The organism is Haladaptatus halobius, assembly GCF_020618475.1.
In the GTDB taxonomy this organism is placed as follows: domain Archaea; phylum Halobacteriota; class Halobacteria; order Halobacteriales; family Haladaptataceae; genus Haladaptatus; species Haladaptatus halobius.
The window spans coordinates 2,720,484-2,742,657 of the sequence record NZ_CP085335.1 but is presented as its reverse complement, the minus strand read 5'-3'; the positions used below and the strand labels follow the sequence as shown (position 1 = coordinate 2,742,657).

The 22,174-nt window shown below is 64.1% G+C and carries 28 protein-coding genes and 1 tRNA gene; 15 read left to right on the top strand and 14 right to left on the bottom strand.

The window, feature by feature from the left end; translation table 11 throughout:
- Window positions 1-36: 36 nt before the first annotated feature.
- Window positions 37-109 (bottom strand) — tRNA-Gln (locus LIW51_RS15990).
- Window positions 110-242: 133 nt separating this feature from the next.
- Here LIW51_RS15990 and LIW51_RS15985 point away from each other — a divergent pair.
- Both LIW51_RS15985 and LIW51_RS15980 read left to right on the top strand, forming a co-directional pair.
- Complete coding sequence (locus LIW51_RS15985; RefSeq protein WP_227375089.1) at window positions 243-863, top strand: IMP cyclohydrolase; 621 nt, start codon at window positions 243-245, stop codon at window positions 861-863.
- 25 nt (window positions 864-888) lie between these two features.
- Complete coding sequence (locus tag LIW51_RS15980) at window positions 889-1,548, top strand: metallophosphoesterase family protein (RefSeq protein WP_227375088.1); 660 nt, start codon at window positions 889-891, stop codon at window positions 1,546-1,548.
- A 127-nt stretch (window positions 1,549-1,675) separates the two neighbouring features.
- On the opposite strand, the gene mdh is transcribed toward LIW51_RS15980, so the two are convergent.
- Both mdh and LIW51_RS15970 read right to left on the bottom strand, forming a co-directional pair.
- The gene (gene mdh / locus LIW51_RS15975) at window positions 1,676-2,590 is read right to left on the bottom strand and encodes a malate dehydrogenase (protein ID WP_227375087.1); all 915 of its coding nucleotides are present in this window, start codon (window positions 2,588-2,590) and stop codon (window positions 1,676-1,678) included.
- Between the two features lie 60 nt (window positions 2,591-2,650).
- A complete protein-coding gene (locus tag LIW51_RS15970; RefSeq protein ID WP_227375086.1) occupies window positions 2,651-2,884 on the bottom strand; it encodes a hypothetical protein in 234 nt (77 codons plus the stop codon).
- On the opposite strand from LIW51_RS15970, the gene LIW51_RS15965 reads away from it, so the two are divergent.
- Window positions 2,858-3,127, top strand: coding sequence for a hypothetical protein (locus LIW51_RS15965; RefSeq protein WP_227375085.1), 270 nt, complete (start codon window positions 2,858-2,860; stop codon window positions 3,125-3,127). The genes LIW51_RS15970 and LIW51_RS15965 overlap by 27 nt on opposite strands.
- Before the next feature lie 143 nt (window positions 3,128-3,270).
- On the opposite strand, the gene LIW51_RS15960 is transcribed toward LIW51_RS15965, so the two are convergent.
- Window positions 3,271-3,951 carry a class I SAM-dependent methyltransferase gene (locus LIW51_RS15960; RefSeq protein ID WP_227375084.1) on the bottom strand — a complete coding sequence of 227 codons (681 nt, stop codon included), beginning with the start codon at window positions 3,949-3,951 and terminating at the stop codon, window positions 3,271-3,273.
- 81 nt (window positions 3,952-4,032) lie between these two features.
- On the opposite strand from LIW51_RS15960, the gene LIW51_RS15955 reads away from it, so the two are divergent.
- The 4 genes from LIW51_RS15955 to LIW51_RS15940 all read left to right on the top strand — a co-directional run bounded on the left by LIW51_RS15955 (window position 4,033) and on the right by LIW51_RS15940 (window position 7,387).
- Window positions 4,033-4,473, top strand: coding sequence for a DUF2391 family protein (locus LIW51_RS15955; protein ID WP_227375083.1), 441 nt, complete (start codon window positions 4,033-4,035; stop codon window positions 4,471-4,473).
- A 48-nt stretch (window positions 4,474-4,521) separates the two neighbouring features.
- The gene (locus tag LIW51_RS15950; RefSeq protein ID WP_227375082.1) at window positions 4,522-5,112 is read left to right on the top strand and encodes a DUF7090 family protein; all 591 of its coding nucleotides are present in this window, start codon (window positions 4,522-4,524) and stop codon (window positions 5,110-5,112) included.
- A 218-nt stretch (window positions 5,113-5,330) separates the two neighbouring features.
- Window positions 5,331-6,188: a universal stress protein gene (locus tag LIW51_RS15945; RefSeq protein ID WP_227375081.1), complete on the top strand. Its 858-nt coding sequence runs from the start codon at window positions 5,331-5,333 to the stop codon at window positions 6,186-6,188.
- A 50-nt stretch (window positions 6,189-6,238) separates the two neighbouring features.
- The gene (locus LIW51_RS15940; protein ID WP_227376823.1) at window positions 6,239-7,387 is read left to right on the top strand and encodes an inorganic phosphate transporter; all 1,149 of its coding nucleotides are present in this window, start codon (window positions 6,239-6,241) and stop codon (window positions 7,385-7,387) included.
- Window positions 7,388-7,399: 12 nt separating this feature from the next.
- On the opposite strand, the gene LIW51_RS15935 is transcribed toward LIW51_RS15940, so the two are convergent.
- Window positions 7,400-8,383 (bottom strand): A24 family peptidase C-terminal domain-containing protein, encoded by a 984-nt coding sequence (locus tag LIW51_RS15935; RefSeq protein ID WP_227375080.1) that lies wholly within the window; start codon window positions 8,381-8,383, stop codon window positions 7,400-7,402.
- Between the two features lie 104 nt (window positions 8,384-8,487).
- On the opposite strand from LIW51_RS15935, the gene LIW51_RS15930 reads away from it, so the two are divergent.
- The 3 genes from LIW51_RS15930 (at window position 8,488) to LIW51_RS15920 (ending at window position 11,134) form a co-directional block, all read left to right on the top strand.
- Window positions 8,488-9,072, top strand: coding sequence for a DUF3238 domain-containing protein (locus tag LIW51_RS15930; protein ID WP_227375079.1), 585 nt, complete (start codon window positions 8,488-8,490; stop codon window positions 9,070-9,072).
- A gap of 98 nt (window positions 9,073-9,170) precedes the next feature.
- Window positions 9,171-10,253, top strand: a complete 1,083-nt coding sequence (locus LIW51_RS15925; protein WP_227375078.1) for an ABC transporter ATP-binding protein — start codon at window positions 9,171-9,173, stop codon at window positions 10,251-10,253.
- On the top strand, window positions 10,250-11,134 hold the full coding sequence (locus LIW51_RS15920) for an ABC transporter permease (RefSeq protein ID WP_227375077.1): 885 nt from the start codon (window positions 10,250-10,252) through the stop codon (window positions 11,132-11,134). The genes LIW51_RS15925 and LIW51_RS15920 overlap by 4 nt, the downstream gene beginning before the upstream one ends.
- A gap of 67 nt (window positions 11,135-11,201) precedes the next feature.
- Here LIW51_RS15920 and fer read toward each other — a convergent pair whose 3' ends face one another.
- Window positions 11,202-11,591, bottom strand: coding sequence for a ferredoxin Fer (gene fer / locus LIW51_RS15915; RefSeq protein ID WP_227375076.1), 390 nt, complete (start codon window positions 11,589-11,591; stop codon window positions 11,202-11,204).
- Between the two features lie 72 nt (window positions 11,592-11,663).
- Window positions 11,664-12,851, bottom strand: a complete 1,188-nt coding sequence (locus LIW51_RS15910) for an inorganic phosphate transporter (protein ID WP_227375075.1) — start codon at window positions 12,849-12,851, stop codon at window positions 11,664-11,666.
- A gap of 76 nt (window positions 12,852-12,927) precedes the next feature.
- Here LIW51_RS15910 and hisA point away from each other — a divergent pair, with 76 nt between their 5' ends.
- On the top strand, window positions 12,928-13,650 hold the full coding sequence (hisA, locus tag LIW51_RS15905; RefSeq protein ID WP_227375074.1) for a 1-(5-phosphoribosyl)-5-[(5-phosphoribosylamino)methylideneamino]imidazole-4-carboxamide isomerase: 723 nt from the start codon (window positions 12,928-12,930) through the stop codon (window positions 13,648-13,650).
- On the opposite strand, the gene LIW51_RS15900 is transcribed toward hisA, so the two are convergent.
- Window positions 13,647-13,823 carry a hypothetical protein gene (locus LIW51_RS15900; RefSeq protein WP_227375073.1) on the bottom strand — a complete coding sequence of 59 codons (177 nt, stop codon included), beginning with the start codon at window positions 13,821-13,823 and terminating at the stop codon, window positions 13,647-13,649. The genes hisA and LIW51_RS15900 overlap by 4 nt on opposite strands.
- A gap of 146 nt (window positions 13,824-13,969) precedes the next feature.
- On the opposite strand from LIW51_RS15900, the gene hisB reads away from it, so the two are divergent.
- Window positions 13,970-14,557: an imidazoleglycerol-phosphate dehydratase HisB gene (gene hisB / locus LIW51_RS15895; RefSeq protein ID WP_227375072.1), complete on the top strand. Its 588-nt coding sequence runs from the start codon at window positions 13,970-13,972 to the stop codon at window positions 14,555-14,557.
- On the opposite strand, the gene LIW51_RS15890 is transcribed toward hisB, so the two are convergent.
- A complete protein-coding gene (locus LIW51_RS15890) occupies window positions 14,558-15,130 on the bottom strand; it encodes a putative glycolipid-binding domain-containing protein (RefSeq protein WP_227375071.1) in 573 nt (190 codons plus the stop codon).
- Between the two features lie 84 nt (window positions 15,131-15,214).
- On the opposite strand from LIW51_RS15890, the gene trpY reads away from it, so the two are divergent.
- Both trpY and LIW51_RS15880 read left to right on the top strand, forming a co-directional pair.
- Window positions 15,215-15,718 carry a TrpY family transcription regulator gene (trpY, locus tag LIW51_RS15885; protein WP_227375070.1) on the top strand — a complete coding sequence of 168 codons (504 nt, stop codon included), beginning with the start codon at window positions 15,215-15,217 and terminating at the stop codon, window positions 15,716-15,718.
- 130 nt (window positions 15,719-15,848) lie between these two features.
- Entirely contained in the window at window positions 15,849-16,487 is a 639-nt protein-coding gene (locus LIW51_RS15880) for an IMPACT family protein (RefSeq protein WP_227375069.1), read from the top strand.
- A gap of 1 nt (window position 16,488) precedes the next feature.
- Here LIW51_RS15880 and LIW51_RS15875 read toward each other — a convergent pair whose 3' ends face one another.
- The 4 genes from LIW51_RS15875 to LIW51_RS15860 form a co-directional block, all read right to left on the bottom strand.
- Window positions 16,489-17,673 carry an inorganic phosphate transporter gene (locus LIW51_RS15875; protein WP_227375068.1) on the bottom strand — a complete coding sequence of 395 codons (1,185 nt, stop codon included), beginning with the start codon at window positions 17,671-17,673 and terminating at the stop codon, window positions 16,489-16,491.
- 69 nt (window positions 17,674-17,742) lie between these two features.
- Complete coding sequence (locus LIW51_RS15870; RefSeq protein ID WP_227375067.1) at window positions 17,743-18,432, bottom strand: DUF5828 family protein; 690 nt, start codon at window positions 18,430-18,432, stop codon at window positions 17,743-17,745.
- 112 nt (window positions 18,433-18,544) lie between these two features.
- Window positions 18,545-18,763, bottom strand: coding sequence for a DUF8007 family protein (locus tag LIW51_RS15865; RefSeq protein ID WP_227375066.1), 219 nt, complete (start codon window positions 18,761-18,763; stop codon window positions 18,545-18,547).
- A 42-nt stretch (window positions 18,764-18,805) separates the two neighbouring features.
- On the bottom strand, window positions 18,806-19,555 hold the full coding sequence (locus tag LIW51_RS15860; RefSeq protein WP_227375065.1) for a class I SAM-dependent methyltransferase: 750 nt from the start codon (window positions 19,553-19,555) through the stop codon (window positions 18,806-18,808).
- A 104-nt stretch (window positions 19,556-19,659) separates the two neighbouring features.
- Between LIW51_RS15860 and LIW51_RS15855 the strand changes: the two genes are divergently transcribed.
- The gene (locus LIW51_RS15855) at window positions 19,660-20,292 is read left to right on the top strand and encodes a DUF8052 family protein (protein WP_227375064.1); all 633 of its coding nucleotides are present in this window, start codon (window positions 19,660-19,662) and stop codon (window positions 20,290-20,292) included.
- On the opposite strand, the gene LIW51_RS15850 is transcribed toward LIW51_RS15855, so the two are convergent.
- Entirely contained in the window at window positions 20,289-22,136 is a 1,848-nt protein-coding gene (locus LIW51_RS15850) for a carbon starvation CstA family protein (protein ID WP_227375063.1), read from the bottom strand. The two genes, LIW51_RS15855 and LIW51_RS15850, sit on opposite strands and share 4 nt — an antisense overlap.
- Window positions 22,137-22,174 lie beyond the last annotated feature (38 nt).

Below are 22,174 nucleotides of genomic sequence, written 5' to 3'. Positions count from 1 at the left end.
ATTGACATCAAACGTTCACCGACAAAAATCGAAGAATAGTCCCACACGGATTCGAACCGCGGTCGTTGCCCCCAGAAGGCAACAGGATTGGCCACTACCCCATGGGACTGCTTGCAGCAACACTCCCTATTGCCCGCTTGCTTGTAAGCGTTGCGCGTTTCGACCGCGCATGTTACTCCGAGACATCCCGTAACCATGCACAAACCAGCATCTATTTCCACCTCAATTGCGCACAGTCGTGTATGTACGTCGGACGATTCATCGTGATCGGCCCTGAAATCGGAGCCTACCGCGTCTCCTCGCGCTCGTTCCCGAACCGCAAAGCAGTCGCTCGCGGCGACACCGTCACCGTCGCGCCGACCGAGGACGCGCCGGAGACGGACAACCCTTACATCGCCTACAACTGCGTCCGTATCGCTGGCGACAACGCCATCGTCGGCAACGGCTCGCAGGTCGACCCCATCGCCGAAAAGCTCGAACTCGGCTATCCAGCACGGGACGCGCTCGCGGAGACCCTGCTCGCGCTGGACTACGAGAAGGACGACTACGATACGCCCCGAATCGCGGGCACCGTGGGCGATGAGTCGTACGTCGGCATCGTCCGCCGAGACGCCCTGTTGGTGGAGGAGGTCACGGAACCGACGCTCGTGGCAACCTACGAGCAAGACACTCCCGAACCGTTCGACTTCGCGGCGGCGAGCGCGGACGAAGCAACGAGTGCGGACAGGATGAGACGTGCGGAGGAGGCCGCGAGTGCGGTTTACGACCTCGACTTCGAACATCCGGTCTGTGCGGTCGGCGTCGCGCGAACCGCCGAGGACGGGGGCGCGGGGTTCGAACTCGCCGTCGAAAACGGGAATTAAGTCCGCGGAAGTCGTATCCCCGGGCATGAAAGTCGGCGTTATCTCGGACGTTCACGCGAATCGCGTCGCACTCGACGCCGTGCTCGACGACATGCCGCCGGTCGACGCGCTGCTCTGCGCCGGCGATGTGGTCGGCTACAACCCGTGGCCCGCGGAGTGCGTTGAGGTGCTCCGCGACCGCGTAACGGTGAGCGTGATGGGCAACCACGACCGGGCGGTGGTCTCCGATACGACGTTCGGGTTCAACAGCATGGCGAGTGCCGGCGTCGAGTACGCTCGCGACGAACTGAACGACCTACAGCGCGAGTGGTTGGCGAATCGTCCCGCCAGCGCAAAGGCCTGCAGCGAACGGGTACGAATCGTCCACGGCCACCCGGACGACCCCGACCACTACACCTACCCGGAGGAGTTCGGGCCGGAGCTACTGGGCGACGAGGACGCGCTGGTGATGGGCCACACGCACGTCCAGCACCACGAATCGTACGACGAGGGTGTGGTGTTGAATCCGGGTAGCGTTGGCCAGCCGCGAGACAGAGATCCTCGCGCGGCCTACGCCATCCTCGATCTCTCGTCTCTCGCGGTTGAGGAGCACCGCGTCGAGTACGATGTCGAAGTAGTGCAGGAAGCGGTGCGAGAAGCCGGTTTACCCGACCGAATCGGCGCGCGGTTGGCGGATGGGCGGTGAAACGAGACCGAAGACGTGACTTTTCGACGCCGTCGGACCGAACGATGCGAGAAGGGTTTCGCTCGCTATCGGAAGACGAAGTATTGTATCTCGAAACGAAGAAACTCGGAACCGTCGCGAGACTCGCTTACTCTATCTTCTCGTACTGCTCCGCGAGCTTATCCGCCGCCTCGCCGAGCTGTTCGCGCTCGAACTCGGTCAGATTCCACTCGACGATCTCCTCGACGCCGTTCTCGCCGAGTTTGACCGGAACGCCGAGCGCGACGTCGTCGTGGCCGTACTCGCCGTCGAGTTTGACCGAACCGGGGACGACCTCGCCCGTGTCGCGCAGGACGGCCTCGACCATGTGGCCGACGCCCGTCGCCGGGCCCCACTCGGTCGCGCCCTTCTTCTCGATGACGTTCATCGCGCTTTCCTTGAGTTCGTCGAGAATCTCCGACTTCTCGCCGTCCGTGAACTCGGGGTCGGTGCCGTTCACGCGCACTTTGGAAAAGACCGGAACCTGCGCGTCGCCGTGCTCGCCCATGATGGTCGCTTCGACGTTTTGAACCGGCGCGTCGAATCGCTGGCTCAGGACGTAGCGGAACCGGGCGCTGTCGAGGCGGCCGCCGAAGCCGATGACTTTCTCCCGCGCTCGGTCGCCCGTCTCATAGAGGTGGCGGTTGAGCAGATCGACCGGGTTCGAGGTGGTGATGGTCACGAAATCGTCGTTGTGCTCCGCGATGGAGGAGCCGATGTCCTCCATGATGGGCGCGTTGTCGCCCGCGAGGTCGATGCGCGTCTGCCCCGGCTGGCGCGGGATTCCGGCGGTGATGACGACCACGTCGGAGCCGGCGCTGTCCTCGTAGGTGCCCTGCCGGACGACCGTGTTGGAGTCGTATGCGGCCCCGTGGTTCACGTCCGCGGCTTGTCCGATGGTGTCGTCTTCCTTGTCCGGAATGTCCACGAAGACGAGTTCGTCTGCGACGCCACGCAGTGCGATGTTGTAGCCTGCGGCGGCCCCGACGGTGCCAGCCGCGCCGACTACGCTAACTTTCGCCATATCACTCGAAAGAGGCCCTGCGGTTTGGTTAAATCCTCCGGAACCGCGCTTTCTTACGTCTCATTTCGTCTCGAAGACGGTTTTTACCGGTCGGTCGAGGAGAGTGCTCCGGGGCTTGACTCCGAGGCGGTTCACGGGTCGGTCGACGTTCGTCGGTGACGGCGCGAGTGTGAGATAGAAACGCTGTTGCCAGTACTTCGAAGACCGGACGAACGACGGGCGTCGAAGAATCGGCGGATTGATGTTTCGCCTCGCCACGTTGCCCGTATGAATCGTGACGAGTACGTCCGCCATGCCACCCGCCAGTTCTTCATCGCCGCCGTCCTCGTTATCGCGGCGAATCTGGTCAGCGGTGCTCTCTTCGCCTCCTTCGGCGGCAATCCAGTCGGCACCGTCGTCGGTCTTGGCCTCTACCTTGTCGTCTTACTCCCCGCGCTCTACTACGCGCTGCTGTTGGTCGCCAAGGGTCTCTGGATAATCGCCGAGGGCTTCGTCCACGCTGCCCGCGACACCTCCGACGTTCCGCAGGATTTCTAGCGTCTATGGGCTTCTAAGACAGCTATCTCGAACGTCTTCGGGTTCAGATAGTGCAGGTATTTTCCTCTCGATCCACTCGAAATGAAGGGGTTCGGGGAGAGACGGAACGTTTTCGCAACGGGACGCCGACGGTCGCAAGGCACTCACGGAGCGACGCCGACCGTCAGCAGGGTGCCGAATTCGCGGTATCGTTCGACCATCTTCTCGCGGCTGTCCCAGTTGTCGGTCGGGAACGCCGTTTCGTCGGGAATCTCCGTCTCGCGGTCCGGAATGTTGTCCTGCTCGGCGACGTACAGCCCCGCCTCGCGGAACGCATCGCGGTACTCCTCGGCGCTCCAGCGCGTCATCTCGACCGAGATGTTCTCCTGCCACGCGTGGGAGTGGACGTTCTCCTCATAGTAGTTGACTGCGCAGAAGAACGTGCCGCCGGGCCGGAGGATACGCCGGAGTTCGCGGAGCGTCTCGTGGGGGTCGGTCGCGTAGTAGAACGCCTCCATTGTGAAGGCGTGGTCGACGCTGTCGTCCACGAACGGGAGGTGGTCGAAGTCGCCGACGAGGTACGCGACACACGAATCGTCGGTGTATCCGCGCGCGTTGCGCGCCATCTCGGGCGACCCGTCCAGTCCGTACACTCGCCCCGCATCGTTCGCGTCGCGGAGCGCCCGCCCGGCGTAGCCGCTGCCCGACCCTAAATCGAGGACGGTGTCGCCTGCTTCGACCGGCATCCGGGCGAGCACGTACTTCGCGGTGTGCCAGTGACGTTCCTCCATTCCCTTATCGCGGCCATCCGTCGCCCAATCGTCGAATTCCTCGCGGACGCTCATGGACGGGAGGATGGACGCCGGAGACAAAACCCCCTCGAAACGCGCGAGGGCTTTACATTCCCTCGGTTCTTCTTCGCGGGTATGGTCGGTTCGAAAAAGCGATTCGCCCTCGCCGACACCGCCCAGCAGGTCGTCGGTGGCTTCCTCCTCGCCGGTCCGTTCGTCGTCACCGAGGAGGTCTGGGTATTGGCGACGAACATGAGCGTCGTCCATGCGCTGGTGACCGTCTGTATCGTCTTCGCCATCGGTTACAGCGCGCTCTACAAGGCGGATCACGAACGCGACCCCGACCGAGAAGCCGAGGTGGCGGGCATCCCCACGCGGTTTATCTCGCTGATGGGCGTCGCGTTCGGCTCGGTGGCCGTCCTCGCCACGATATTCGCCGCGCCGGAGACGTTCCTCGGCGACGGCCTGCTCGATGGAGAGGCGTCCGGAAAGGTGTTGGCGACGACGCTCAAAGCTATCAGCGTCGGTGCCATCTTCAGCGTCGTCGGCGCGGCCACCGCCGACAGCGTCTTCTGACCCCGAATCCCGTATATTTTAAGTCGATGCCACTGGTTACCGGACGGTATGGAGTATCGACTCGCCGTCGAAAACACGCCGGATACGATTCCGGGTGGCACTGGCATACTTCTCTTGCATCCGAGCACCGGGGAGACGGATCGAATCGACACCGACTTTCTGAAGACCGACACCGACCGCTTTCTCGTCATCTCGACCCGCACGACGGCCCGCGAGGTGAAGCAGAAACTCGACCACTATGACGTGGATGAGCGCAAAGCCGACATCCTCGACACGCTGAGCATCGAACGCGGCTACTCCCGCCGGAACACCGACGACGTTCACTACGTCTCCGCGCCGGACGACCTCGAAGGCATCCTCGGGGTAACCGAGCAATTCCTCTCCGAGACCGACGGAAAACGACGAATCAGTTTCGACTCCATCACCGAGATGGCGTACTACGCGGACGAACAGCGCGTGTACGATGCAGTACTGCAGGTGCTCGATCTGCTCGAAGAACACGATGCGGTCGGCCTCTTTCACCTCTCGAAGGGCGTCCACGACGAAGAACAGATCGAGCGGTTCCTCGGCCTGTTCGACGCCGTCGTCGACCTGGACAGGGACGGCAACGTCGATACCGACTTTTCGAAAGTGGAGTAGTCACGCTCGCCCCGCGAGCCATCTCCACCTGAAACGATGGCCTTCCCGACGGTCGTTTCCCGCCGGTTCGCATCCCGGCGAAACCGACGCTGACGATAGGAGGCCCGGTGCGCCGAGAAGCCAGCGATTCGTTCGGTTCATAGTTTCGAACGCGACTCGCGGAACGAAAACCAGTAAAACGTCAATTCTTTTGCTCGTGGCGACCCTAACCCTCGTGAATGGGGAGATCGAATGCGTATCGCGTCGCGGTCGCAGTGGGCCACCCGACCAACGCTCCGCAGTTGACCCGCACCGCGGTCGACCTCGCACGGGAACAACACGGCGAGGTGCTGGTGTTCAGCGTCGTCGTCACCGAACGTGAGTCGCCATTCGCACTCTTCACCGACGAGGTCATCATCCGCGAGTTCGGCGGCGAGCGACGGGAGATTCTCGATCGAGTGGTCGAAACTGCCCGCGGAACCGTCCCCGTCAGCGGTCAGTTGCTCGTCTCCCACGACGTGGCGCGGGCGCTCACGGACGCCGTGGTCGAGTTCGACTGCGACGCGCTCGTCGTCGGGTGGCACGATCGCGACCGTCCGAGCGAATTCGTCCTCGGAACTAACGTCGACCGGCTCGTCGCACGCGCTCCCTGCGACGTGCTCGTGGAGAAGATCGGCCCCGCGGACGGCGTCGATTCGATCCTCGTCCCGGTCGCGGAGGGGCCGCACGCAGAGCTCGCGGCGGACGTGGCCCGCGCCATCGCACTGGCGAACGGCGCTCGCGTCCGCCTTCTCCGGGTCGCCGCCGACGACCGCGACGAAGCCGAGCGCCTCCTCGCCGGCGTCGTGAATCGGGTGCCACCCGCGCGAGTCGAGACGGACGTTCGAACCGGAAGCGTCACGGAAACGGTCGTCGCGGAAGCGTCGAAACACGACGTTACCGTCCTCGGCTCGACCCGTCGGGGGGTGCTCCGGCGACAGCTGGTCGGAACCGTGCCGCAGACGGTGGGCAGGCGGGCGAACACCACCGTCATCATCACCCGTCGGGAGGTCGGCATCCGACCGCGACTGAATCGCCTGATTCGGGAAGCGCTGTGAGCACGGGAACCATCGCCGTCGTCCTCGTCGCGGTGTTAGCGAGCCTGTTCATGGCGTGGGCGCTCGGCGCGTCGAGCAACTCGCCGCCGTTCGCTCCGGCGGTCGGCGCGAACGCGATTCCGACGATGCGTGCGGCCTTCTTCATCGGCGTGTTCGCTGCGCTCGGTGCCGTCGCACAGGGCGGGAGCATCTCCGAGACGGTCGGCACGGGGCTGATCGACGGCGTCTCGATAACGCCGCTCGGGGCCGCCGCGGGGCTGTTCACGTCGGCCCTGTTCATCGCCATCGGCGTTTCGACCGGCTATCCCATCCCTGCGGCGTTCGCCACGACCGGCGCAATGGTCGGCGTCGGGCTCGCGCTCGGCGGTAACCCCGCGTGGGACACCTACCGCCGCATCGCCACCTTCTGGGTGTCGGTTCCGTTCGTCTCGGCGACAATCGCCTACACGACCGCCTCGCTCCTGCGAAGCGACTCGATACCGGAAACGGTCGGCGTCCCGCTTCTCGGCGGGTTCGTGGGATTCGTGCTGGCGAACGTCGACCTCGCCGTCGTTCCTGGCTCGACCGGCCAGCGAACGGTCGCACGCTTCGTCTCGCGACAGATCGGTGGTACGCCGACGCTGTTTAGCACGTACGACGTGGTGATGGTGGCGGTGAGTCTCGTCGTCGGAGCCGTCGTCTTCGCCGCACTGCGGCGCGCGATGGAACGGTCGATGGAAGCGGGCATCAAGCGGTTCCTCGTCGGTCTCGGCGCCGTCGTCGCGTTCTCCAGCGGCGGAAGTCAAGTCGGCCTCGCCACCGGCCCGCTCGAACCGCTTTTCACCGACCTCGGCGTTCCCGGCGTCGCGCTGCTCGTCTTGGGCGGCACCGGCATCCTCCTCGGTGCGTGGATGGGGTCACCGCGCCTCCTGCAAGCGGTCTCCCGAGAGTATTCGCAACTCGGAGCGCGGCGATCCATCGCCGCGCTCGTTCCCGGCTTTCTCATCGCGCAGGCGGCCATCGCGTTGGGAATTCCCATCTCGTTCAACAACATCATCATCTCCAGCGTGGTCGGAAGCGGTCTCGTCGTCGGGTCGGCGGGCGTCTCCGGTCGGAAGATAGCGCTCACGCTCAGCGCGTGGCTCGTCTCGCTCGTCGGTGCTGGAGCGACCGGCTACGGGATGTACTCCGTGCTGGCGATGGTGACCGGCATCAGGTGACGGGTATCCGAATCAGAGCGTCGCGAACCCGAGCAGGCTGAGCAGTCCGGAGAGCAGGTCGCCGTAGCCGAGTGCGACGACCAGCCCGATGAACATCGGGACGAGGAAGGGGATGCCGGGCGACACCCACACCTCCTCTTCGGTGACGAGGACTTCCAACCCCTCCCGCAATTTGGTGGGCGTCGTTCCGTAGGCGTCGCGGTCGATGTCGGCCAAGAACAGAGCCGCGCCCCACGGGTCTTCGTAGCCGGACTCGCCCGCCGGTCGTCTCGTTTCGACCATCGTCCCGCCGTCAGATATCGCCCCGTCGGTCGTCGGATTCGGATTTTCCGGTAGGGTCGCGGGGTCGCGCAAGTCGTGCGCTCGCTCGCGCAGGTCTGCGAGCGTGACGCCTCGCCACCGGAGATACATCCGAATCGCGTCCAAATCCGCGCCGCTTCGGGTGATTCCCTCGGGGGTTTCGAGCAGTTTGCCGTGGGTTTTTGGAATCTCGTCCCACGGAACGACGCGTCCGACGGCCATCGCCGTCGAGAGTCGCCCGGCGAGGAGGTTTCGGACGAACAGTGCGGCGGGGTATAGCGCCCCGACCAGAACCGTGTTCGTCAGAATCGTGAGCGAGAAAACGCCGAGTACGGTCTGCTGTACGGGAAACACCCGAGCTCCGAGGTGGTAGACCGGGTACGTCGGGAACAGCACCGCGACCACGAGGAATGCTTTCGCGTCCGCGCCGCCGAATGCACGGAACCACCAGAACGCGAGGACGAGCGGCGCGACGAAGAGGAGACTCACCGCGACCTGAAAGAGAAACCACCGCCGTCCGAGGGGACTGGACCGCATCGCCGTGAGACCGTCCCACGCCAGCAGCGCGACCGCGAGCACGGCCAACGGATACCACGTCCGGTTGTCCACTCGCCGAGTCTCGACGTCGCGCCACGCGGCCCACCCGAAGACGGGAACGGCGAGCAGTCGCAGGAGGTCGGGAATCGAAGTGTGCACCACGCGGTAGCCCTCGGTCAGACATGTTAGGTGTTGCGATCTTCGAAAAATGAAGGGTGACTTACCCACCAATTTTTATTTGACCGACGGCGAGAGTCGTAGCCATGAGCGACGCTGATATCGTCAAACTTCGTGCGGCCACCTTCATCCCGTCGGCGTGGCTTTCGCGCGCGGACGACGCCGACCAAACCCTCGAATTCCGCGGCGACGACCGGGAGTTCACGCCGCACGCCGTCAACACCGGGAGAAACCGGGTCGAGCAGGAGGCGGTCGTGGATTTCGCCCGCGAAACGTTGTCGGAGTACGCTGACACCGGACGCTCGGTGGAACGAATCACCTGTCCCGACGGAACCGAGGAACTCCGCGAAGGAAAGGCGTCCGCGGACGGAATCTTCTGCACTGACCCAGAGTGGCGTGAGGAGGGCGTCGAGTTCGAGATGAACGCCAGCGCGAGCAACCCGTTGGTTTCGCACCCTCACCCGGTCGATTACCGACTCATGCTCGCGGTGAACCGAGACGGTGGCGTCGATGTCCGCGGCCAACACGACGGATTTCCCTGCTACGAGTTCTACGCACAGACCGACTTCGGCGATTTTCGGACGCTGTATCGCCACGATTTCCGCGAGACGGGCGATGCCCCGTCGGCGCTGGCGGGGCCGATGGAGTACGAGTTCGAAGCGAGTCGCTGACCCGACCCGGTCGAGCAACTCCGACCTCCGAAGTGACACCAAAATTTCGAACTCGGGAGTATTTCCCTCTGGTCGCCGTACGATACGCGAGGAACTTCATGACCGGACACGATTCGATAGCGTCGGAGCGGACTCGCTCACGACCGAACGAGTCGGCCGCCGAAACGGGGGTGGTGGACGGACGACCAGCAGCGATCGAAACGAACGACTTGCGGTTGACCTACGCCGACGGAACTCGCGCCGTCGACGACGTCTCCCTGACGATTCCGAAAGGCGAGTTCTTTGGCTTTCTCGGCCCGAACGGCGCGGGAAAGACGACGGCCATCAAGGTGTTGGCGACGCTGCTCCGACCCACCTCGGGCGATGTTCGAGTGAACGGATTCGACGTGCAGCGGGAAGCTCGAAGCGTTCGGGAGTCCATCGGCTATATGGCGCAGGAGACGAGCGTCGACACCGAGTTGACGGCGCGTGAGAACATCCGGTTCGCCTGCGAAGCGTTCGGCGTCCCTCGAGGGGAGCGCTCGAACCGAATCGAGGAACTCCTCGACCTCGCGGATTTGGCGGACGTCGCCGACAAGCGAGCGGAGGGGTTCTCCGGCGGGATGAAAAAACGACTCGACGTCGCGACGGCGCTCGTCCACCGCCCGCCGCTCGTCTTCCTCGACGAACCGACGACGGGGTTGGATCCGAAAGCTCGAAACCGGCTGTGGGACTACTTCCGACGGATCAACGACGAAGGGACGACGATATTTCTCACGACCCAGTATCTCGAAGAAGCCGACCAGCTCTGCGACCGCATCGCGGTCATTCTCGACGGCGAAATCGTCGCCACGGGATCGCCTGCGGAACTGAAACGACGCGTCGGCGGCGAAATTCTCGACATCGAATTGGAGGACGAGGACGACCGCCAACGCGCCGTCGAAGTTGCCCGAGAGGCGAACATCTTCGATTCGGACGCGACGATAGAGGGCACCGACGACGGACTCAACGTCACGGCTACGTCGGCGCGATCGAACGGCACCGACCTCCTCGTCGCGCTCCGCGACGCCGGAGTGACGGTCACCGGCTTCAACGTAAGAGCGCCGACGTTGGACGACGTTTTCCTCGCTATTACCGGCGAGCACATCGAGGAGACGCGGTCGATGGACGAATCGGTCGCCGCGCAGAGGGGAGGGCGATGAGTACGCCGTCCTTCGACGCCGACCCGTCTGATGAGGGCGTCAGACGGTCGAGTAACACGTTCTTCGGGGACGTCTGGGTGAACTTCAAACGCTGGAATCTCAAGGCGGTTCGGAACCCGTTCGTCCTCGTCGTCTCGCTCGTCCAGCCGATAATCTTCCTCGTGTTGTTCACCGAGGTGTTCGGGCAGGTCGCTACCGGCGCCGTCAACCGCGGCGGCGGGGCCGCTATCTCCTACGAAACGTACCTCGTCCCGGCCATCTGCATTCAGGTGTCGCTCGCGGCGGCCGCGACGTCGGGTATCGGACTGGTGAACGACATCGAGAACGGGATGTTCGAGAAAGTGCTGGCGACGCCGATGAATCGTACCGCGGTCTTCGTCGGTAAGACCGCCGCCGAGGTGCTTCGAATCGCGGTTCAAATCACCATCATCATCGGTCTCGGCGTCTTGCTTGGCGCGGACGTCGCAACCGGATTCGCGGGTGCGGCGGGAATCATTGCGGTCGGCATCCTCTTTTCCTTGTGGTTCATCTCGCTGTCGAACTCGCTCGCGGTGCTGACCAAAGACCAAGAATCGACCATCATCGGAGCGAACTTACTCCAGTTTCCCCTCCTGTTCGTCTCGACCGCGTTCTTACCGCTGGAGGCACTTCCGGAGTGGATTCAGACGGTCGCCAGATTCAACCCGATCACCTACGGCGTCGACGCCGCAAGAGCCATCATGCTCGACGCGGACGTGATGACCGTCGTCCAAGTCACGCGGTTCGACGGGTTGTGGAACGCGCTCGTCCCCGCATTCGTCGTTCTCGTCGCCTTGGATCTGGTACTCGGTTCGGTTGCGGTTTACCTGCTCCAGCGAGCGTCGAGTTCGAATGTGCGATAGAACGAGGCCGCCACGGTCAGCCATCCGACGAAACACCCGCCGAAGCCCCCGGAAAACACTCCGGGTCTTAGATGACGCGGTTCTGCAGGTAGTCGAGGTGCTTCGCGTTGTAGACGATCCGCACCTCGTCGGTGGCCGCGCTACCGATGCAGGTCAGGCGGACGTCCTTCTCCTCGACCTCCTCGTCGCTGAGGATCTGCTGCATGTCCATGTCGATTTCGCCCTCGAAGAGGATGGCTGCGCAGTTCGCGCAGGCACCGGCGCGGCACGAGAAGGGCCAGTCGTAGCCCTGCGCCTCGGCGGCCTCGAGGATGTACTCGCCCTCGTTGACGTCGAGCGAGCCGTAATCCTCGTCGTCGAAGCCGGCGTCGGCGGCCTTGTCGAACAGGTCGTCGTCATTCATATCCCAGCCCTGGTCGTCCAGCACTTCGTAGTTGAGGTATTCTACGGTAGGCATCATCCGAGGCTTCGTCCGCGGGATGGTTAGTAGTTATTGTTTCGACCGGCAAGGGGTATAAACCGGACCGGTTCAGGCGAGCGGGACGAACGAGAACAGGAGGTACGACGCGATGGCGGAGATGGACGGTGTCAGTATCCAGAGGCCGACGACCCGCGCGGTCGTGGACGGGTCGAACAGGTCGCTGGCTTGGAGCGTGTTCGGGTCTTCTTCGCCTATTTTCGTCACTTCTTCCTGTTCGGCGGTGAGCACGCTGACCGACATTCCCGGTCGTTCTTCCTCGTCTTCGGCCCGCCCGCGAACCGCGGCGGCGGCGGCGTCGGAGATGCGTACCGTCCGAGTCGCCCGACCCCACCCGAGTCCGACGATGCACATCGTCGCGCTCACCGCGAGACTTGCAGGAATTCCGATGGAGGAGAGGAAGGTGATGAGACTCGCGCTGACGACCTCGACGATGAGCGCCGCGAGCAGGGGTAGGTCGGTCAGGTCGTTGCCCACCGTGTCGAGGGTTCGTCGGGCGATGGTGAACGCACCCACCGCGATGGCCGCCCCTGCGAGCAGGACGCCCTGACTCTCGCCGATAGCACCGCTTCCGACGAGGGGTGCGACCGCGTTGGCGACGTTCGACGCGCCCGCCGAGAACGCCATGTAACAGCCGATACCGACCACGAGCAGGCTGACGAAGAACTCCTTCGACGTGGCGTTGGAGGAGACGGTCGGGTATGGAACCGACCCGACGCGATTGAACCCCACCAGCGGTCCTTCCGACTGTTCGAGTTCGAACCACACGTCGAGGTAGGGGTAGAGGTAGCGCCCAATGACGGCGCACACCCAGAAGGCGAGGACGGGCGCGATGAGCCACCACGAGATGATCTCGAACATCACCTGTTCGCGCACGGTTCCAGTCGCCACGCCCAGTCCCGCGATCGCACCGACCGCGGTCATCGACGTGGACGCGGGCACGCCGAAGAGGTTCGAGATGAGCAGGGCCATGCCGACGAAAAAGAGGACGCCGACGCTGGCGACGAGGGTGAACTGTCCGCTCGGGACGATCTCTCCGCCCATCGTCTCGATGACGTTCCGCCCGACCGTCCAGCCGCCGAGGAGAGCGAATCCGGTCATCAGGCCCGCTGCGCCGAGTTTTGACACGGTTCGACTGCCGACCGCGGGACCGAACGCGACGCCGGTCGAGGAGCCACCGATGTTGAATCCGACGAACACCGCGACTGTGAGACCGACCACCAGCAAGAGTTCGACCATATTCGTACATTCTCCTCCGCATCTTAAACGGTAACGACTCGCTGGATTTACGCGCCCCCGCAACCCAATCGGGAGTATGTTCCCGACGTTCGAGGTCGTCCCGGCGGTCGATATGCAGGACGGCGAAGTCGTCCAACTCGTGCAGGGCGAGAAAGGCACCGAGACGACGTACGGCGACCCCGTCGAAGCGGCCGAGAAGTGGGTCGGACAGGGCGCGCGGACGCTCCACCTCGTGGACTTGGACGGCGCGTTCGAGGGCGAGCGAAAGAACGCCGATGCGGTCGAGTCGATTCTGGACGCGGTCGACGTCGAGGTGCAACTGGGGGGCGGCATCCGCACCGCCGAGGATGCCATCGACCTCCTCGAACGCGGGGTCGACCGCGTCATCCTCGGCACCGCCGCGATAGAGAACCCGGACATCGTCGCCGAGATCAGCGAAGCGCATCCCGGCTCGGTGATAGTGAGCCTCGACGCGAAAGACGGCGAAGTCCTCGTCTCCGGGTGGACGGAATCGACCGGCATCGACCCGGCGGAGGCGGCGACGCGGTACGAGGAGCTCGGCGCTGGCGCGATTCTGTTCACGGATGTCGATGTCGAAGGACGAATGGAGGGCGTCCAGACGAATCCCGTCAGTCGAGTCGCCGAGGCCGTCGGAATCCCTGTCGTGGCGAGCGGTGGGGTCGCAATCCTCGACGACGTTCGCGCGCTCCGCGAGACGGGTGCCGCCGCGGTCGTCGTCGGGAGCGCGCTCTACGGGGGAGCGTTCACCCTGACGGAGGCGCGGGAAGCGCTCGACTAACGGGCTTGTCTGGCGAGCCGCCGGAGCACGTCCGGCCCGGAGCCGAGTCGCGGCTCTGCGAACGAGTACGCGCCGGTTGCAGCCATCGGCACGCCCAGAACTGCGCCGGGCACCGTCCCACACAGGAGCACTCCGATGGCGACCATCAGCCCGCTCAACACATCACGCTTCATTACGGTCGTATATTCGTGTTCGAGGCAAATATAACTACGTCAGACGCATGTCGGGTAATCCGAGTGGTATGAACCTCGACCGTCGTAGCCCCGATTGAAACTACCCCGAACGGAACCACCTTGTAGCTCCGGACGAATGTCCGACCATGAGCGACCGAACCGCCGCCGTGACGCGCGAAACGGCGGAGACGACCATCGAAGTGACCCTCGACGTGGACGGCGACGGCGATTCCACGGTCGAGACGGGTATCGGTTTCTTCGACCACATGCTCGATAGCTTCGCGCGCCACGGCCTGTTCGATTTGACCGTGCGGGCCGACGGCGACCTGCATATCGACGACCACCACACGGTCGAGGACGTGGCGATCACCCTCGGGCAGGCGTTCGATGATGCCCTCGGCGACCGCCGGGCAATCCGGCGATTCGCCGATCGAAAAGTTCCGCTGGACGAGGCCGTCGCCGACATCGTCGTAGACGTGAGTGGCCGCCCACTCTTCGAGTTCGAGGGCGAGTTCTCACAGGGCAGGGTCGGCGACCTGACCAGCCACATGGCGAACCACTTCCTCCGCTCGCTGGCGATGAACGCCGGGTTGACGCTTCATGCGGGCGTCACCGGCGAAAACGCGCACCACGAGATAGAGGCCCTGTTCAAGGGACTGGCGCGTGCGCTGGACGACGCGACGCGGATAGACGAGCGCCGGAGCGACGTTGCGAGCACGAAGGAGAGCTTGTAACTACGGATAGACTCGCCGAAACAGGCCGGGATAATCCAACACGACTCCGTCGGAATCGACCGGCAGCTCCGCGGTAAATCCACCGTCCAAACTCTCGTACCGAAACAGCCCTCCGTCGGAGTCCAGCGGTTCCAAGCAGATGTATCGCTGTTCGACCGATTCCACGGTCATCGCCGGTACGTCGACGTAGACGACTCGAATCGTGGCCGACTCGCCGGAATCCCAGTCGAGTCGGCGGATCGGAATCGTATTCGTGAAGGGCGTCACCGCGATGTCCACGTCACGACAGCCCGCGAGTTCCGGGGCGGATTCTCCGCTTTTCGTCCAGTTGCCTTCGCCGTCGTGTTCGAGTTCGATTCCGGCCGCTCCTCCGAGCGGGTCGATTTCGACCCGCTGAACCGCCCACGATGCGTCGCACTGCACGCGGTAGCGAACCCGAAACGGTTCTTCCGTACCCTCTCCGTCGGCGATTCCAACGACGATCCCGTCCGCGCGGACGGGGTCGTCGAACTCGACGGAGAGGTGTTCGGTGCTGACACCGTCGACCGTCTCCCAGACGACTTGTTGTTCCATGGGGCATCAGACGAGAGGATAGACGATGAATCCTTCCCGAACCCCACAGGACTAAATCGTCGGGCGCGTCTACTTTCGACAAGGATGTTCGACAGAATCATGCAGAAGTTCGAGGGCAGTCCGAGCCAACAGCGGGTCATCAGACTGTTGCTCGAACGCGGTTTCTCGGTGAGCGACGAGGGGCGCGTCGTCTCGGGCGGCATCGAAATCCCGAACACCCAGATAGCACGGGAGATCGGAGTCGACCGCCGGGTGGTCGATTCGACCTCGGACGCGATTCTGAAGGACGAAGAACTGCGCCGCATCTTCCAGAACATCTCCTCGATTCCCAGTCTGCGGGACTTGGCCCCCGTGCTCGACCTGTCGGTGCTGACCGTCGACGTGACCGACGCCGACCAACCGGGCATCGTCGCCACCGTCACGACGCTACTGGCGGACAACGACATCTCCATCCGCCAGACGATAAGCGAGGACCCGGAGTTCACCGACGACCCCCGACTCTATCTCGTGACCGACGAGGACATCCCCGGCAACGTGCTGAACGACCTGAAGAACCTCGATTTCGTGCGGCAGATTCAACTTAGCTGAATCGAGATTCGAACGCGGTCGACGACCGACGTTCTCATCCTTCTCTTCCTCGTCTTCCGGCTTCCCTCTCGATTCTTCATTCGTCCGGAAATCCGCGCCTTTTCGGTGCTCGCTCCCGAACCCGTCGGCGATGGGCGACACGACGTATCGAACCCTGACGGCTCGGGGCGAATCGGCGTTCGAAGTCCGCGGTTCCGAGTTCATCGGCTACGCGGCCCCCGCGGAGAGCGTCGAGACCGCCGAATCGTTCGTCGCCGAAATTGACGACCTCCATCCGGACGCCACGCACAACGTGCCCGCTTACCGAGTCCGGACCGGTGGAAACGTTCCCAACCGGGACGATGGCGGCTTCCTCCGTGAGTATTCGAGCGACGAGGGCGAACCGTCCGGAAGCGCTGGAAAACCGGCGCTGAACGTCCTCCAACAGCGCGACGTGGAGAACGCGGCCGTCGTCGTCACGCGCTACTACGGCGGGACGAACCTCGGCGTCGGCGGTCTGGTGCGGTCGTACTCCCGCGCCGTCAAGGAGGCGGTAGATGACGCAAAAATCGTCGAGGAGCGCCCCCACGAGCGAGTCGACATCGCGGTCGACTACGACGATTCGGGGACGGTTCGGGGAATCTTGGAGAGCGAAGGCGTGGAGTTCGACGCGGAGTACGGCGAAAACGTACGGTTTTCGGTTCGCGTCTCGGTCGAAGCGACCGCCGCGCTGTGCGATCGCCTCCGAAGCGCGACGAGCGGTCGCGCCGATATCGGAAACGCGACGTAGCTCACAAAATCGACTGAACCGCGGTGAACACGCCGTATCCGACGCCGAGCGCGAGGGCGAGCGAGAGCACCCACGCGAGCACGGTGTACCCCATCTTCCGCCCGCTGACGCCGCCGCCGCTCGCGGCGTACCCGCTTCCGATGATGGTGCTGACGATGATCTCGTTGAACGAGACGGGGATGCCGAAGAAGACCGCGGCCTGCGCGATGGCGAACGCCGGGATGAGCGCGGCGATGGATCGACGCGGCCCGAGCGCCGAGTAATCCTGCGCGAGCGCCTTTATCATCCGAGGAGCCCCCGTCCACGACCCGGCGAGGAGGCCGAGTCCGCCGCCGACCAGCACCGCCACGAGCGGAATCGTGAAGTCGTCCAAGAGGGGGAGCAGCGGACCGATTGCGAGGCCGACCTGACTTCCGCCAGCCGAGAACGCGACGAGACCGCCGAGCGCGAGCAGGAAGCGCCGCTGACCGCGAGTGTCGTTCACCGCGAGTTCTCGCCGGAGCGCGAGCGTGACCCCACCGGCGAGCGCGAGCGACGCGAGGACGGCTCCGGAATCGACGCCGGCGATTCGAGGGGACGAGAACGCGCTAGCGGTGGCGCCCGCGATGGACGCGCTCGCTCCGGGCGGGCCGAGGAAGACGAAGCCGACGTTGGCGACGATGAGGCCTACGACGCCGCCGAGGAGGGGGATGGCGACGCCTTCGGGCACATCCTCGTGCCGGAGCGTGCGCGCGGTCGCGTAGGCGACCCCGCCGCCGACGAAGGGGGTGAGCACCCAGAGCGCGACTATCTGCTGGTACTTCGCCCACGCGGGGTCGCCGCCGAGCGCCAGTCCGACGCCGACGATTGCGCCCGTGACGGTGAACGCGGTGGCGATGGGGTAGCCCGTGAAGACGCCGACCGCGACCAGTATCGCCGCGGTGAGGAGTCCCGTCGTCGCCGCGAGCGGCGACAGTTGCACGCCGATTATCAGCTCCCGACCCACCGCCTCGGAGACGTTCGCCCCTTGCAAGGCGGCCCCCAGAAACCCGAGGATACCGACGAGGAATCCGGCGCGCATCACCGAGAGCGCGTTCGCGCCGACCGCCGGGGCGAACGGTGTCGAGCCGCTCGACCCCGCGCCGATGGCCCACGCCATAAAGAGACTCGCCATTCCGGCGATAACCAGCGTCACCAACCCAGCCATGTCCGTCAGTTTGCTCCCCTCGAGACAATAGTGTACCGACTCGATACCCGAAATTCGATATCCGAAAACTCAGTTCGTGTTCGCTTGCGGGCCGTCGCCCCGCTTCGGGGGTTCGACGCCTTCCGCGGCCTCGACGGTTTCGGTCTCCTTCTCGGTGTCGACGTGCCAGCGGTCGAACTCGTCCTCGTAGGAGGCGAGCAGCTCCGAGACGCGCTCTTTGAGGTCGTCGTCGTTGACGTTCACTTCGAAGATGAACCCCTCATCGCCGTTTTCGGTTCGACTCGTCTGCTGGATGTTCGCGCTGACGAGGTCGTTGTCGAAGTAGTACGGCGCGAGCTGGGTCATCACCTTCTGGTAGACCGTGTCCTCGACCTTGCGGATGGCCTTCCGCCCCGCCGAGTCGGCGGCGCGGGCGACGTAGTTCACGGAGTCCTGCCACCTGTCCATCGCGCCTTCGGTGTCATCCTTTTCGAGTTTCTCGTAGGATTCGGTCAGCTTCTCGCCCGCCGTTTTGAGGTCGTCGTCCGGCGACTCACCCGCCTGTTCGCCCTTCCCCTCGCCGACGTGCGCCTGCTCGGCGGTCTTCTCCGCCACGTCTTCACCGAGGCGTTCGTGGAACTTCGGCCGCCATTCGTCCCACTCCTCGAACGCTTCGCCCGACGCACCCGCGTCGCGGAGGGCTCGTGTGATTCGCTCGCCGTGCTCGACGATATCTCCCCAGCTGCCGCGGAGCTTGAAGCCAGAGATGCTCTCTTCCATCTAGTCGATGAGCCGTATGGCGTGCAGGGATTTACCTCTTACTGCCGCCCCGATTTTCGACCGTTTCACGGCCCGATTCGTGTATTTACGGATTTCCGCCGAACGGCTGTTATTATCGTAATTTTCCGTACGCGAATCGCTCGGCGAACGAGTCGAGTCGGCGCTTCGCTCGTCCGACGAGTTCGACGTGCCCGCTGACCGCCCGCAACTCCGACTCGGTTACCTCGATTCGCGCGTCGCCGTACGGGTCGCGCGGCTCTCCGTCTGACGTAGCGTCGACCACCGACGATAGACCGCATCGACCGCACGCTTCCGTCCGCTTTCCGCTCATATCCCGCGGTACGGTCGCAGTCGTGTTATTTGTTGTTCCCGTTCACTCACCTCTTCCCGCTTCTCTCGACTTGGTTCCGTCCTTCGCCAGTTTCGCTTCGTAGAATTCGCCCCGCGACTGCACCTCGGCGACGCGCCACGGCGTTCCGACGGTGACGTCGCGGAGTCGGGCGGGCGAAAAGAGGACGAAGTGGAGGCTTCGTCCGACTTCTCGCTCTCCGTCACGAACGTACTCGAAGTGGAAGGTTCGGTGTGCGACCCCCGGTCGCGGGTCGGGACGGTAGCCGAACAAGTCGCCTGGGTCGAGTCCCGTGGGGTCGTAGTTGTCCACGACCGCGATCCCCGACTCGTCGGTCACGCGGGCGAGGTCGGTGAGAAAGGAACGCGCACCCGCGAGCGACTGCGCGAGGCCCATCTGCGTGCCGCTGACGAGCGCGGACCGGAATCTGTCCCGCGGAAAGTTCAGCTCGAACATGTCCATCTCGCGGGCGTCGCGGACGCCGCGCTCTCTCGCCGCTTCGACCGCGGCGGGACTCGCGTCGATGGCGACGACTTCGCCCCGACCTTGCAGAAACTCGGCGTGCTGACCGACGCCACAGCCGACGTCCACGATGGGAAACGCCAGCGATTCGAGCAGTTCGCGCCAGTCGTCGCGCCACTCCTCCGGCGGCGTGAAGTAGTGCCCGCGAACGTTCCCGTCCTGTACATCCCCGCCGTCTCGGTATAGACACTCGCCGCGCAGTCCGCCTCGTTGGTAGTCGAGCATCGCCCGACCGAGTGGGTCTGCGTCCATCACACTCTGTCACACAGTACCATTTATAACAAATCCATAATGAATGCTGGTACCGACTCGCATCCAGCAACGGTTATTTATCGCTCCCAATCGAGCGAACCAGTATGGATAGCGGCATCGAGTCCCACGACTCGTTTCAAGCACGGGGGGAGGATTCCGACGAGGAGAGCGAAATCGACGTTCCCGACTGGGAAGACGAGTACGTGGACAGGGTGAGCGACCGGTTGTTCACGAACTTCGACTTGGAAAAATCCTACTCGGTTCGCGGCGAGCGGTTCACGCTCTACGGGCGGATGCTGATGGAGAACCAGAAGCAGTTCTTCCACCGGTCGCTCAACTACGCCAACCACACCATCGAAGAACATCTGTTCGTCCGCCGCGTCGAGTCGGTTCGCGTCTCGGACGTCGAGTCGCTCGTGGAACTCGGTCACGATCTCGCCGACGAGTGGATCGACGCCGACGAAGAGCACTTCGGCACCGAATTCACCTTCGCGCTGGTCGCGCCCGAGATTCCGGCCGACGTGCGCGAGTTCGTCTCCGGATTCCGCGACCGGACGCTCCTCAAATACGGTTACTACGGGCGCTATGAGATCAATATCGTCGTCGTCGCGCCCGAGCGAGAGGAACTCGTCGCCAGCAGTAACGCCGACGTGAGCGCGGCGTTCGCTCTCTGGCGACCGCTCGAATCGAAGAAAGAGGGATTGGTCGCGCGCGTCGTGCGCCGACTTCGCTCTTAGTCCGTCTCGTCGGCGTCAGTTTCACCGCCGTCCGCGACTGGCGTGCTGGGTCGGCCACGCCGGGCGGACGCGATATTTCGATAGCCGATTCTGGCTAGTGACAGCGCCAGTCCTGTGAGGATGAGCGAGATGATGGCTTGGGCACCGATCGAGACGGCTTCTATCGTCGACCCGGCCTCCATGATTCCCTGCGGTGCCTTGATAAGCGCGATCCATAGCAGGGCGACGATGGTCACCGCGAACATCAGCACGAGCGGTCCGCCCGTGCTGAGCAACTGCTTGCTGTCGTCCCAGTTGACCAGCCAGATGGTCGCCGTCAGCAGGGCGAGCGCGGCGAGCAACTGGTTCGCGCTGCCGAACAGGGGCCAGAGGCTCTCCCACGTCCCACTCGCGACGAGAACGTACGCGAGAACGCACTGGATGCCCGCGTTGACGTAGCGGTTCGTCACCGTTCTCTGCGCGCTCGTCTCGGGCGTTCCGACGATCTCCTCCATCATGTACCGACCGAGGCGAACCGCCGTGTCGGTGCTCGTCAGCAGGAAACTGACGAACACCAGCCCGATGAACGGGACGCCGTACGCGACCGGTATCCCGAGGCTCGATAGCATGACGCCTCCGCCGGTCGGGAAGTTTGCCAGCGCGCCCGCGAGTCCGCTGCTGAACTCCGTGGTCGCGACGATGGCGAGCGCAGCGACCGCGGTGGTGGCGAGCAGTCCCTCGCCGAGCATGCCGCCGTAACCGATGACGCGGGCGTCGCTCTCCGTGTTCAGTTGCTTCGCCGTCGTGCCCGACGAGACGAGCGAGTGGAACCCGCTTATCGTCCCGCAGGCGATGGTGACGAAGAGGAACGGGAAGATGGGTCCGAGCGATTCGCTGACGAGTCCTGTGAACGCCGGAAGTTGCGTCGACAGCGACGAGTACGTCGTCCCATCGACGGTGACTGGGCTGAACAGTCCCAGCGACCCAAGGATTATCGCCAGCAGCATCCCGCCGACGCCCGCGTACAGCAGGAACGACGAGAGGTAATCGCGCGGTTGCAGGAGCGTCCACACCGGAAGAACGCTGGCGATGAACGCGTAGACGATTATTATCGGCGCCCAACCGGCGACGTTCGGTCCATACGCCCCTGCGAGCGGGAGCCCCGACCCGCCCGACAGGAGGACGATGGTTCCAGCCGGATAGGACGCATCGCCGACCGCGGGGAACAGCGCGATGGGGTACTGGATGCCGACCCACACGCTGGCGAACACGCCCGCGACGAAGATGGCCGTTCCAACCCCGAACGGGAGGTCTAACTGGTACAACCACACGCCGAACACGAGCGCGAGCACGATGTAAAGCATGCTCGCGGTCGCCGCGCTCGGGAAGGCGTCGAAGACGACCGCCACCACCAGCGCGAATACCGCGATGACGAGGATGATGGTCAGGAACGCGAACCACAACAGCATGTTCTTGCCGCGCTCGCCGACGTACTCGCCCATGATGTAGCCGATGGACTTCCCCTCGTGTCGGAGACTCCCCGACAACGCCATGAAGTCGTGAACCGCGCCGAGGATGGGATTCCCGATAGCGATCCACAGGATGGCGGGGAGCCACCCGAACGCCGCGCCCGCCGTGATCGGGCCGACGATGGGCGCGCCGCCCGCGATGCTCGAATAGTGATGCCCGAGGAGGACGGTCTTCTTCGCGGGAACGTACTCCTGCCCGTCCTCGTACTTATGCGCCGGTGTGTCCCGATTATCGTCGAGTTCGACGAACCGTGCGAGGTAGCGCGAGTAGCCGAGATACCCGACGCTGAAAAGCACCAGAACGCCTAGTACTAGCCATATGATTGCTGTAGCCATGGTATTAAGCCCCATGGCATACAGAATGACGAAACACA